Genomic DNA, 12629 nt, shown 5'->3' with positions numbered 1-12629 from the left:
AAACTTGAACGAAAGGTACTCAAGGCCTTGCAGGCCCGAGCAGCTGTTCCTTGAACGGAAGATCAGCCGGAGTGCTGATCACCCCACTGGACATCCACTGGCTGGTGAAACCCAGGATCAGGTTCTTCGACCAGTCAGCGACCAATAGAAACTGTGGTATCAGGCGCGATTCCTGCCACCAGGTATCTTGTTGCACCGGCCCCAGGCTGAGCAGGCCGATGGCCACCACTACCAGCAAGGCACCGCGTGCGGCGCCGAAGGCCATGCCGAGGAAACGATCGGTGCCGGACAGCCCGGTCACGCGGATCAGTTCTCCGACCAGGAAATTGACCATGGCCCCCACCAGCAAGGTGGCGACGAACAGAATGGCGCAGCCGGCGATGATGCGCATCGACGGGGTCTGGATATAGCTTTCAAGGTACACCGAGAGCGACCCGCCGAACATCCAGGCGACTGCACCGGCAATGATCCAGATGAGCAGGGACAGGGCTTCCTTGACGAAGCCGCGTTTTAGACTGATCAGTGTGGAAACGGCGATGATCGCGATGATCGCCCAATCAACCCAGGTAAATGCCACGGTGCTGCCTGCAGACGTTTGAGGCGGCGCATTTTACCAGAGCGGCGGGCTGGGGGTAAGCAGAATGTCAGCTCGTTTGACAGCGCCCGTTGGCGGCGCGAGCCCGCTCCCACGGGCTTTTCGTGGACTTTGAAGTCAAGAAAACCCAGCGGGAGCGACGCCGTGAAGATTTGCCTGAGGCCTCAGCCGCGCTCCGGCTGGAAGCGCACCACGATACCCTTGAGGTTCTGCTGCCGATTGATCACATCGCGAAGCCTTTCCGCCTCGCTACGTTCGATCAACGGGCCGACATACACCCGATTCAGGCCTCCTGCCGAACGGATATAGGCGTTGTAGCCCTGGCTGCGCAGGGTCTTCTGCAAGCTTTCGGCACCCGCCCGGTTGGACAGGCTGGCCAGCTGGATCGACCAGCTCACCGGCAAGCCGTTGGCGTCGATCTTCGACGGCGCACTGGCGGTAGCCGCTGGTGCAGACGTTACAGCCGGTCGCGTTTCGGCCTTGGCCGCCGGCGCAGGAGTAGGCACCGGCGTCTGCGGCTTGGGCTGGACCTGTGCCTGGGTCTGTGGCGACGGGGTGATCGGCTGGCTCGGCGTGGCCACCGGTGCGCTCGATTCGTTGACCACCACCGGCGGCTGTTGCGGCTCTTCCGGCAGTGGCTGCGGCTCGGGCACGGCAACCGGGTCCACCTTGACCTCAGGCAGGCTCGGCATCGCCGGCGCCTGCGGGGCCTCGACGCGCACCTGGCGCATCTCGTCCTCGCGGGTGAACAGCATCGGCAGGAAGATCACCGCCAGCGCCACCAGCACCAACGCACCCACCATGCGCTGTTTCATCCCTTTATCCAGCACTGCCATCTACTCACCCCTCCAGGGCCTGCCGCTCCAGCCACTCCAGGGCCTGGGCGACACAGAAAAACGAACCGAACAGCAGGATCTGGTCATCCGCCGTCGCCTGCGCGCATTGCCCTTCGAGGGCGGCGTCGACGCTGGCATAAGACTTCACCGAGGCACCACAGTTCGTCAAGGCACTGGCAAGCTCAGGGGCCGGACGGCTGCGCGGCGTGTCCAGCGGCGCGACCGCCCAATCGTCGACCAGTGCCTGCAGCGGCGCGATGACGCCCTCCAGGTCCTTGTCGGCGAGCAGGCCGAACACCGCCAGGCGGCGGCCCTGCAGCGGGCGCGCTGCCAACCGCCGCGCCAGGTATTGCGCAGCATGGGGGTTGTGCCCGACATCCAGCAGCAGCTCCACCTGCTTGCCCTGCCAGTGCACCACGCGCCGGTCCAGGCGCCCGGTGATGCGGGTGGCAAGCAACGCCTGGCGCAACTGCGCGGCATCCCATGGCAGCCCCATCAGCAGGTAGGCCTGAAGCGCCAGGGTGGCGTTTTCCATCGGCAGGTCGAGCAATGGCAAGTCACGCAACTGCACCGCGGTTCCGTCCTGGGTGACCCCACGCCAGTGCCAGACGCCCTCTGCGCTTTCCAGGTCGAAATCACGCCCGCGCAGGAACAACGGCGCAGCCAGCTCGGCTGCCTTGTCCAGCAGCGGCTGGGGAGGATCGAGGTCGCCGCACAGCGCAGGCTTGCCCGGGCGGAAGATGCCGGCCTTCTCGAAAGCCACCAACTCGCGGGTATCGCCCAGATAATCGACATGGTCGACGCCGATGCTGGTCACCAGGGCAAGGTCGGCATCGACCACATTGACGGTATCAAGCCGGCCGCCAAGGCCCACTTCAAGCACCACGGCATCCAGCTGGGACTGTTGGAACAACCAGAACGCCGCCAACGTGCCCATCTCGAAATAGGTCAGGGAAATCTCGCCCCGCGCCGTCTCGACGGCAGCAAAGGCTTGGCACAGGCGCTCATCGCTGGCTTCCTGGCCGTCGATCAGCACCCGCTCGTTGTAACGCAGCAGGTGAGGCGAGCTGTACACGCCCACCTTGAGGCCCTGGGCCCGCAGCATCGACGCCACGAACGCACAGGTCGAGCCTTTGCCGTTGGTGCCGGTGACGGTGACCACACGTGGCGCCAACTTGCCCAGCGCCAGCCGGGCAAGCACCTTCTGCGAACGCTCCAGGCCCATGTCGATGGCCGACGGATGCAATTGTTCGAGGTAGGCGAGCCACTCGCCCAGGTTACGCTCCGTCATCACGCGACCGCAGCCGCCTCACGCGCCTGCTCTGGCGTTTCCTGGCCGGTCATCTGTGCCAGCAGGCGGGCCAGGCGCGGGCGCAGTTCGCTGCGCGAGATGATCAGGTCGATGGCGCCGTGCTCCAGCAGGAACTCGCTGCGCTGGAAGCCTTCTGGCAGTTTTTCGCGCACGGTCTGCTCGATCACGCGCGGGCCGGCGAAGCCGATCAGCGCCTTCGGCTCACCGACGATGACGTCGCCGAGCATCGCCAGGCTGGCGGAAACACCACCGTAGACCGGGTCGGTCAGCACGGAGATGAACGGGATGCCTTCTTCACGCAGGCGCGCCAGCACGGCCGAAGTCTTGGCCATCTGCATCAGCGAGATCAGCGCTTCCTGCATGCGCGCGCCACCGGAGGCCGAGAAGCAGACCATCGGGCAGCGGTTTTCCAGGGCGTAGTTGGCGGCGCGCACGAAGCGCTCGCCGACGATGGCGCCCATCGAGCCGCCCATGAACGAGAATTCGAAGGCGCTGACCACGATCGGCATGCCCATCAGGGTGCCGCTCATGGAGATCAGCGCGTCCTTCTCGCCGGTCTGCTTCTGCGCAGCGGTCAGGCGGTCCTTGTACTTCTTGCCGTCGCGGAACTTCAGGCGGTCGACTGGCTCCAGCTCAGCGCCCAGCTCGGCACGGCCTTCCGGGTCGAGGAAGATATCGATACGTGCACGTGCGCCGATGCGCATGTGGTGGTTGCACTTGGGGCAGACATCCAGGGTCTTTTCCAGCTCCGGACGATACAGCACGGCCTCGCAGGATGGGCACTTGTGCCACAAGCCTTCTGGCACCGAGCTCTTCTTCACCTCGGAACGCATGATCGAAGGGATCAGTTTGTCGACTAACCAGTTGCTCATGCTTTATTTCTCCAGTATTGGCGGGCGGGGACCGGTCTGGCCGGCCAAGCCCTGCCCTTTGAGCTCAAATTCTTCTATGAAACGATGACGGCCCGGCCGCAGGGGCTGCCTGCGCAGCGCGCCGTCTTCAATGTGTGCGCTGGCTGCCTGGCACGCCGGCAGCCGCCCCGCAGGGCTGCGATAGCTATGGACGATGGCGCGCAGCCAGCCGTCACATCTGCTGTCACGCCTGTTTCACCGCGCGCATGAATGCCTCGATCCGGGCGGCATCCTTGATGCCCTTGGCCTGCTCCACGCCGCCACTGACATCCACCGCATAGGGCCTTACCTGGGCGATCGCCTGGCCGACGTTATCGGCCGACAAGCCACCGGCAAGGATGATCGGCTTGCTCAACCGCGCCGGCACCAGCGACCAGTCGAAGGCCTCGCCGGTGCCTCCCGGCACGCCGGCCACGTAGGTGTCGAGCAGGATGCCACGGGCACCGGCATAGTGCTGGCAGGCGGCTTCCAGATCGTCACCGGGGCGTACCCGCAGCGCCTTGATCCAGGGGCGATGGTAGCCCTCGCAGTCGGCCGGGGTTTCGTCGCCGTGGAACTGTAGCAGGTCCAGCGGCACCACTTCGAGAATCTCGTTCAGCTCGCAGCGCGAGGCATTGACGAACAGCCCGACGGTGGTCACGAACGGCGGCAGCTCGGCGATGATCGCCCGTGCCTGGCGCACGTCCACGGCACGCGGGCTCTTGGCATAGAAGACGAAGCCGATGGCATCGGCACCGGCTTCGGCGGCGGCCAGCGCATCCTCGATGCGGGTGATGCCGCAGATCTTGCTGCGTACGTTGCTCATGGACTGCAAACCCTGAGTGGACAGTGAAAGGCTCGATGGTAGCAAATGCCTTTTCGCCCGTCAGTCGGCCAACGCCTCGTAACCTGTCAGAAAGTGTGGGCCGATGTAACGCTGCGGCAGCTGGAATTCTTCCGGGTACTCCACCTGCACCAGGTACAGGCCATAGGGATGGGCGGTCACCCCACCCTCGCGGCGGTTGCGCCCCTCCAGCACTTCCCGGGCCCAGCTCGCCGGGCGCTCTCCGGCACCGATGGTCATCAGTACCCCGGCGATGTTGCGCACCATATGGTGCAAGAACGCGGTGGCGCGCACGTCCAGCACGATCATCTGGCCATGGCGGGTGACGCGCAGGTGATGGATATGCTTGATCGGCGACTTGGCCTGGCACTGGCTGGCGCGGAAGGCACTGAAGTCATGGGTGCCGAGCAGATACTGGGCGGCCTCGGCCATGCGCTCGACATCCAGCGGGCGATGGTTCCAGGTCACCTCTTCGGCCAGGTGCGCCGGGCGGATCGGGTCGTTGTAGATGACGTAGCGGTAGCGCCGGGCGCAGGCCTTGAAACGGGCGTGGAAGTCGGCCGGCATTGGCCGCGACCAGACCACACTGATGTCGTGGGGCAGGTTGAAGTTGGTGCCCAGGGTCCAGGCGCGCTCGTCGCGCACGGCGCGGGTGTCGAAGTGCACGATCTGGCCGCAGCCATGCACGCCGGCGTCGGTACGGCCGGCGCACACCACGCTGATCGGCTCGTCGGCCACTTTCGACAGCGCTTGCTCCAGGGCCTGCTGGACGCTGGGCACGCCGCTGGCCTGGCGCTGCCAGCCGCGGTAGCGCGAGCCCTTGTATTCCACGCCCAGGGCGATGCGGGTGAAGCCTGCGGCGGCGGATTCGGAGGGGGCGGTGTCGATGATGTCCAAGCGCGTGAAACCTGTGGGCAATACGGAATGGCGGGATTATAACGACAACGGCAGCCTTGTTGGGCTGCCGTTGGTTTTGCGCTGTCGGTACGGGCCTCTTCGCGGGGCAGGCCCGCTCCCACAGGGATTTGCATTCAACCTGTTCGAGGACGCCCTCAGACCAACCGGGAAAGCATCTCCTCGGCTTCCAGGCGCTGGGTGTCGTCGCCATCCTTGACCACTTCATCGAGGATGTCGCGCGCCCCCTGGTGGTCGCCCATGTCGATGTACGCCCGCGCCAGGTCGAGCTTGGTCGCCACTTCGTCGCTGCCCGAGAAGAAGTCGAAGTCCAGGTCGTCCAGCGGCTCCGGCTCCTGGGCGGCATCGGCGGCGGTGAAGTGCGGCTCCAGCGACGGCGACTCGAGGCTCTGCGAGAGCTTGTCCAGCTCGGCGTTGACGTCATCGAGCTCGGAGGCAAAGCTCTTGGCCGCTGGCGACTCGTCGTCCAGCGACAACGACAGGTCGAAGTCTTCCGGCAGCTCCAGTTCGGAAATCGGGTCGAATTCCGGGATTGCGTCGAAAGCGGCCAGCTCGGCGGCGACGTCCACAGGCTCTTCGGGCGCTTCGACCGGGCTGACGGGCTCACCGACGTCCAGGTCGAAATCGGCCAGGTCATCGATGCTTTGCGGCTCGGCCTGGGCCTGGGCTAGCAGGGCTTCGAAATCTTCGTCAGCGTCGGTCTGCGGCGTGGCGTCGATTTCCGGCTCAGGCTCCGGCACAGGTGCCTCATCCAGCACCGGCACCTCGAGCGGGTCGGCTTCCGGCAGCTCATCGCCCAGGCTAAGGTCGAAGGCGCTGTCCAGATCGTGGTCATCCAGCACCGAGGTCTCGACGAAGGCTTCAGCGGCCGCGTCGAGGTCCGGCTCAGGCTCGGCTTCGAGCTCAGGCGCTTCAAGTTCAGGCTCTGGCGCTTGCTCGTCGAGCTCAGGTGCAGGGGTATCGAGCGGGGCCGGTTCAGCCTCGGTGACCGCTGGCAGCTCGGCTTCAGCCGGCGCCTCAGGTTCGTCCTGCAGCAGTTCCTGGACGTACTGGTGGTCCATTTCCGCCGCCAGTGCGGCAGCCCCGAGGCCAGCGGCAGCGAGGCCGAGCATGGCCGGGAAACGTTCCTTGAGCGTGCTGACTTGCGCAACGTTCTCTTCGCTGGCAGGCAGTTTGCGTTCCTGCTCGACGAAGGCGCTTTGATCGCCCTGACGGGCATAGACTTCCATCAGCTTCAGGCGCAGGTCATCTCGCTCGGGCTGCGCGGCGATTGCCGTTTCCAGCAGGTCGGCGGCGTGATTGAGACGCCCGCGCGCCAGGCTCTGCTCCACTTCGGCCAGCAGTTCGGCGTTGGCATCCTGCTCCGGAGCCACAGCAGCCGGGGCAACAGGTTGTTCGGCGGCGACCGCCGCTGCCGCCGAAGCGGCAACCACGGCCGGCGACAAGGTGACGCTCGGCGCGGCAACGTCCAGCTCGTCGAAGCTGCTCGGCGGCAGGTCGAGATCAGGGCTGCGCTCGCCCTCCTCGGCCAGTGCGCGCGCCATGCGCAGGTGCTTTTCAGCTTCCTGCTGGGCTTTGCGCTTGCGGGCCAGCAACAGCAACAGCAGCAACAGCACCAGGAAGGCGGAGCCTGCGATCAGGCCGAGCACCACCGGATTACCCAGCATCTCGTCCACTGCGCTGGGTTTCTGCGCCACAGGTGCAGGTTCGCTGGCCGGGGCCGCTGCAGGTGCGGTATCGGCGGCGGCAGGTGGCGGGGCAATGACCGGCTCGGCCGGTTGCGCCGAGGTATTGTCTGCCGGTTGTGCCGGCGCCGCTTCGCCCGGCAAGGCTGCGGTCGGCGCCTCACCGGCCGCGCCTTGCGCTTCCAGGCGGGCCAGCTGGTCGTTCTTCAGCTGGATCAACTTCTGCAGCTTGTCCAGCTGGCTCTGCAGGTCGGTCATCCGGCTCTTGAGTTCTTCATTGTCGCGACGGCTGGTGTCCAGGCTTTCCTGGGCCACGGCCAGCTTGTCGTTGATCGCCTTGGCGCCGCCAGCGCCTGCCTGGTTGCCCGGGCTGACCAGGCGCAGGTTGTCGCCCTGGGCGATACGCTCGGGCGCCGCATCGGCTGCACCGCGGCGGGTGGCATCGAGCTGGCGGGCACGCGGGCCCAGGCGCCGGCCTTCACGCCAGGCCGCGTACTGCTCGGCCACTTCGCGGTTGGCCTCGCCCTGGGGGATGCTCTGGATCTGCTGCTGGTCGGGCAGGCGCAACACCTGGCCGACCTTCAGCTGATTGATGTTGTTGCCGATGAAGGCATCCGGGTTGAGCGCCTGGATGGCGATCATGGTCTGCTGCACCGAGCCGCCACCCTGGGTATTGCGCGCGGCAATCTGCCACAAGGTATCGCGGCGCTTGGTGGTGTAGCTGCCGGTGACGGCCGGGGTGACATTGCCTGCCCCCGGCTGCTGGCCCTGGGCCTTGGCCTGGTCGAGCAACACGCTGTAGTCGCGCAGCAGGCGGCCCTGGGGCCACATTACCTGGACCAGGAACTTGACCACCGTGCCTGGCAGCGGCTGGCTGGAGGTGACGCGCAGCACGCTCTTGCCGTTGGGGTTGATCACCGGGGTGAAGGTCAGGTCTTCGAGGTAGGTCGGATACGCCACCCCGGCCTTGCTAAACTCTTCCGGCGGCGCCAGGCTCGGCGCCACTTCGGCAGCGGTCAGGTCGCGCACATCGAGCAATTCGATTTCGGCGTCCAGCGGCTGGTTCTGCGCCGACTTGAGCGTCAGCTCACCCAACCCCAGGGCATTCGCCATGCCAGACGACAGCGCCGACGCTGCCGCCACGGCCAGAACCAGTTTGCGAATTCGAAGCATGACCTCTTCCCTTGTATGAATCGTCCCGGAAACCTGCAGGCAGAGCGGGACAAAAGTGCTCGCCAGTATCTTTTACGCTATCTGTTTAATCAACAATTGTGCCACCTGCACGGCATTCAGCGCGGCGCCCTTGCGCAGGTTGTCGGTGGTCAGCCAGAGGTTGAGCTGTTGCTGCTCGTCAATTCCATGGCGCACACGACCAACATAGACCACGTCTTGCCCCACTGCGTCACCGACCGGTGTCGGATAGTCATCACGCTCGACCAGCTCGACGCTGTCGGCGGCCTCGAGGGCGTCGTTGACGGCGGCCAGGTCCACCGGCGCTCGGCTTTGTACCGCCACACTGAAGCTATCGCCGAAAAACACCGGGACTTGAACGCAGGTCACGGAAATCTTCAGCTCCGGCATCTCCAGCAGCACCCGCAGCTCGCTCACCAGGCGCTGCTCCAGAGGCGTATGGCCATGGGCGTCGGCGGCACCGACCTGGGCCAGCAGGTTGAAGGCCACCTGACGGTCGAAGAAGCGTGGCTCCAGCGGGCGGGCATTGAGCAGCTCGGCGGTCTGCCGGGCCAGTTCGTTGACCGCTTCACGCCCTTGGGCAGACACCGCCAGGGCAGCCATGACCTGCACGCGCTCGATGTCCAGCTGGCCTTTGAGCGGCGCCAGGGCGACGGCCAGGGCAACGGCGGCGGAGCTGGGGCTGGCCAGGCGTGCCGGCAGCTGGAGGTTGGCGATGCGCGCGGCATTGGCCTCGGGCACCACGGCGAGGGCATCGTCCAGCCCGCCGGAGAGGTCGATGATGGTGCAGCCGGCCTGTTCGGCCTTGCTGGCGAAGCTGCGGCTGACGGCCGGGCTGGCGGCGAAGAAGGCCAGCTTGACCTGGCTGAAGTCGAAGCTGTCCACCTCGCGGACCTTGATCTTCTTGCCGGCGAACATGACGCTGCTGCCCGCCGATTCCATGCTGGCCAGAAGATGCAGGGTGGCGACCGGGAACTGCAGTTCTTCGAGGATCTGGACGAGGGTTTCACCGACGCTACCGGTAGCGCCGACGACGGCGATGTCCAAGGGTTGGGTCATGGTGGGGATCCTTTTGCTGAAACGGCGGGGGCGGCACTTTACTTGGATTGTAGAGTTTTGTCTGTGCTGGCCCAGCTGTGTTGTTCTCAGTGCGCGAACGACGGCAAGCGCAAGCGCATAAAAAAACCCGCGCTGTCTCCAGCACGGGTTCTTGGCTAGCGCAACGCGATCAACGCTCCAGCAGAATCCGCAGCATGCGACGCAGCGGTTCGGCAGCGCCCCACAGCAACTGGTCGCCAACGGTGAACGCGCCCAGGTACTGGGAACCCATGTTCAGCTTGCGCAGGCGGCCAACCGGCACGTTCAGGGTACCGGTCACCTTGGTCGGTGCCAGTTCCTGCATGCTGATCTCGCGCTGGTTCGGCACCAGTTTCACCCAAGGGTTGTGCTGGCTGATCATGCCTTCGATGTCGGCCAGTGGCACGTCCTTGTTCAGCTTGATGGTCAGCGCCTGGCTGTGGCAACGCATGGCGCCGATGCGCACGCAGATGCCATCGACCGGGATCGGGTTCTTGAAGCGGCCGAGGATCTTGTTGGTTTCGGCCTGGGCCTTCCACTCTTCACGGCTCTGCCCGTTCGGCAGCTCCTTGTCGATCCACGGGATCAGGCTGCCGGCCAGCGGCACGCCGAAGTTCTCGGTCGGGAACGCATCGCCACGCATGGCTTCGGCGACCTTGCGGTCAATGTCGAGGATGGCGCTGGCCGGGTTGGCCAGGTCATCGGCGACTGCCGCGTGGATGCCGCCCATCTGCTTGATCAGCTCGCGCATGTTCTGCGCGCCGGCGCCGGACGCCGCCTGGTAGGTCATGGCGCTCATCCACTCGACCAGGCCCGCTTCGAACAGGCCGCCCAGGCCCATCAGCATCAGGCTGACGGTGCAGTTGCCGCCGATGTAGTTCTTGGTACCGGCATCGAGCTGCTGGTCGATCACCTTGCGGTTGACCGGGTCGAGCACGATCACCGCGTCGTCCTGCATGCGCAGCGACGAGGCGGCGTCGATCCAGTAACCCTGCCAGCCGGCTTCACGCAGCTTGGGGAAGACCTCGTTGGTGTAGTCGCCGCCCTGGCAGGTCAGGATCACGTCGAGGGTCTTGAGCTCTTCAATCGAATAAGCGTCCTTGAGCGGCGCAATATCCTTGCCCACGTTCGGGCCCTGGCCACCGACATTGGAGGTGGTGAAGAACACCGGCTCGATAAGGTCGAAGTCCTGCTCCTCCAGCATCCGCTGCATGAGCACGGAACCGACCATACCGCGCCAACCGATCAGACCTACACGTTTCATCGCAACTACACCTTTGCTAAAAGTGGGCCGCCACCGACCAAAAACGGTGGCGGGCCAGAGAGATTACAGATTCCGCAGCGCTGCGACTACTGCGTCGCCCATTTCCTGCGTGCCAACTTTGTTACAGCCCGCCGACCAGATGTCACCGGTGCGCAGGCCCTGGTCCAGCACCAGGCTCACCGCCTGCTCGATGGCTTCGGCCGCGGCGTGCTGGTTGAAGCTGTAACGCAGCATCATCGACACCGACAGGATGGTCGCCAGCGGGTTGGCGATACCCTGCCCGGCGATGTCCGGCGCCGAACCGTGGCACGGCTCGTACATGCCCTTGTTGTTGGCATCCAGCGAGGCCGAAGGCAGCATGCCGATGGAACCGGTGAGCATGGAAGCTTCGTCCGACAGGATGTCACCGAACATGTTGTCGGTCACCACCACGTCGAACTGCTTGGGTGCGCGCACCAGCTGCATGGCAGCGTTGTCGACGTACATGTGGCTCAGTTCGACGTCCGGGTAGTCCTTGGCCACGCTTTCGACCACTTCACGCCACAGCTGGCTGGAGGCAAGCACGTTGGCCTTGTCTACCGAGCACAGCTTCTTGCCGCGCACGCGGGCCATGTCGAAGCCGACGCGGGCGATGCGGCGCACTTCGCTTTCGCTGTAAGGCAGGGTGTCGTAGGCCTGGCGCTCGCCACCTTGCAGCTCGCGCTGGCCGCGCGGGGCACCGAAGTAGATGCCGCCGGTCAGTTCACGGACGATGAGGATATCCAGGCCCGAGACGATTTCCGGCTTCAGCGAGGAAGCATCGGCCAGTTGCGGGTAGAGGATGGCCGGGCGCAGGTTGGCGAACAGGCCCAGTTGCGAACGGATCTTCAGCAGGCCGCGCTCGGGGCGGATGTCACGCTCGATCTTGTCCCATTTCGGGCCACCGACCGCGCCCAGCAGCACGGCATCGGCCTGGCGCGCACGCTCCAGGGTCTCGTCGGCCAGGGGCACACCGTGCTTGTCGATGGCGGCGCCACCGATCACGTCGTGCGCGAGGCTGAAGCCGAGCTGGAACTTGTCGTTGGCCAGCTCCAGCACCTTGACCGCTTCGGCCATGATTTCCGGGCCAATGCCATCACCTGGGAGAATCAGAATCTGCTTGCTCATGCTTTCCTCTATTCATTCAAGCGGCGCGGCCGGCTCGGCCCCACCGTAAAAAAACTCAGCGCTCGGCCCACAACACGATGACATCGGTGCTGAACGAGCCATCGGCCTCGATCTGGTAATACTGCCGCACTTCCTCGCCCATGGCCTGCTGCAACTGGCGAATCGCCACGCGCAATGGCTCGGGCGTGCGCATGCGCTCCACCCAGGACGCCCACTCCAGGCGCAGGCGCTGGCGCGAATGGCTGCGCACGTGCAGGCCGGCTTCACTCACCAGGCGCTGCCACTGGGCAGCAGAATAATCGCGTACATGGCTGGTGTCGCGCAGCACTTCCACCGACTGCAGGTAGGTGTCGAGCAGCGGGCTGCCCGGCGCCATCACGTCGATGAACGCGGCTACACCACCCGGATTGAGCACCCGGCGCACTTCGCGCAGGGCCAGGCCCACATCGCTCCAGTGGTGCGCCGAATAGCGGCTGAACACGAAGTCGAACGAGGCGTCGCCGAACGGCAGGCGCTCGGCGGCGCCGTGGGCGGTCTTGACGTTGCCCAGGCCACGCTCGGCCGCGGCGCTGGCGACCACCTCGAGCATCGCTTGCGACAAATCGTAGGCAACCACTTCGGCGACCAGCGGTGCCACGTGGAAGCTGACGTGACCGGCACCACAGCCCAGGTCCAGCACGCGGGCGCTGCCCTGCCCTGCCAGCTGCGCCTGGAGCAGGGCGAATTCGCTGCCCTGGGCATGCACGGCGCTGCTGAGGTAGGCATTGGCCTGTTCGCCGAACTGGCGTTGGACCACATCGGTATGGGTGGTGCTGGTCATGGGCTGTTCCTTCTGGTTTCGGGGTGCTGGTACGGCCGCTATCGCCGGCAAGCC

General features: G+C 65.4%; 11 protein-coding genes. All 11 read right to left on the bottom strand.

The window, feature by feature from the left end:
• Positions 1-19: 19 nt before the first annotated feature.
• The gene (locus B3E94_RS07105; protein ID WP_176512269.1) at positions 20-577 is read right to left on the bottom strand and encodes a CvpA family protein; all 558 of its coding nucleotides are present in this window, start codon (positions 575-577) and stop codon (positions 20-22) included.
• A 182-nt stretch (positions 578-759) separates the two neighbouring features.
• Entirely contained in the window at positions 760-1431 is a 672-nt protein-coding gene (locus tag B3E94_RS07100) for an SPOR domain-containing protein (protein WP_286912895.1), read from the bottom strand.
• 4 nt (positions 1432-1435) lie between these two features.
• A complete protein-coding gene (folC, locus tag B3E94_RS07095; RefSeq protein WP_286912894.1) occupies positions 1436-2722 on the bottom strand; it encodes a bifunctional tetrahydrofolate synthase/dihydrofolate synthase in 1287 nt (428 codons plus the stop codon).
• Complete coding sequence (gene accD / locus B3E94_RS07090) at positions 2722-3615, bottom strand: acetyl-CoA carboxylase, carboxyltransferase subunit beta (protein WP_176512266.1); 894 nt, start codon at positions 3613-3615, stop codon at positions 2722-2724. The genes folC and accD overlap by 1 nt, the downstream gene beginning before the upstream one ends.
• Positions 3616-3838: 223 nt before the next feature.
• Complete coding sequence (locus B3E94_RS07085; protein WP_176512265.1) at positions 3839-4459, bottom strand: phosphoribosylanthranilate isomerase; 621 nt, start codon at positions 4457-4459, stop codon at positions 3839-3841.
• A 60-nt stretch (positions 4460-4519) separates the two neighbouring features.
• Positions 4520-5374 carry a tRNA pseudouridine(38-40) synthase TruA gene (truA, locus tag B3E94_RS07080; protein WP_176512264.1) on the bottom strand — a complete coding sequence of 285 codons (855 nt, stop codon included), beginning with the start codon at positions 5372-5374 and terminating at the stop codon, positions 4520-4522.
• A gap of 155 nt (positions 5375-5529) precedes the next feature.
• Entirely contained in the window at positions 5530-8250 is a 2721-nt protein-coding gene (locus B3E94_RS07075; protein WP_286912892.1) for a FimV/HubP family polar landmark protein, read from the bottom strand.
• A gap of 72 nt (positions 8251-8322) precedes the next feature.
• On the bottom strand, positions 8323-9327 hold the full coding sequence (locus B3E94_RS07070) for an aspartate-semialdehyde dehydrogenase (protein ID WP_286912890.1): 1005 nt from the start codon (positions 9325-9327) through the stop codon (positions 8323-8325).
• A gap of 169 nt (positions 9328-9496) precedes the next feature.
• On the bottom strand, positions 9497-10609 hold the full coding sequence (gene asd, locus B3E94_RS07065) for an aspartate-semialdehyde dehydrogenase (RefSeq protein ID WP_176512261.1): 1113 nt from the start codon (positions 10607-10609) through the stop codon (positions 9497-9499).
• 63 nt (positions 10610-10672) lie between these two features.
• Positions 10673-11755 (bottom strand): 3-isopropylmalate dehydrogenase, encoded by a 1083-nt coding sequence (gene leuB / locus B3E94_RS07060; RefSeq protein WP_236235525.1) that lies wholly within the window; start codon positions 11753-11755, stop codon positions 10673-10675.
• Positions 11756-11810: 55 nt separating this feature from the next.
• A complete protein-coding gene (locus B3E94_RS07055; protein WP_286912888.1) occupies positions 11811-12575 on the bottom strand; it encodes a class I SAM-dependent methyltransferase in 765 nt (254 codons plus the stop codon).
• Positions 12576-12629 lie beyond the last annotated feature (54 nt).

This window comes from Pseudomonas sp. UBA6315 (assembly GCF_002438125.1).
Taxonomy (GTDB): domain Bacteria; phylum Pseudomonadota; class Gammaproteobacteria; order Pseudomonadales; family Pseudomonadaceae; genus Aquipseudomonas; species Aquipseudomonas faucium.
Note: the sequence above shows the minus strand (reverse complement) of the source record. Positions and strands in the feature narration are given on the sequence as shown.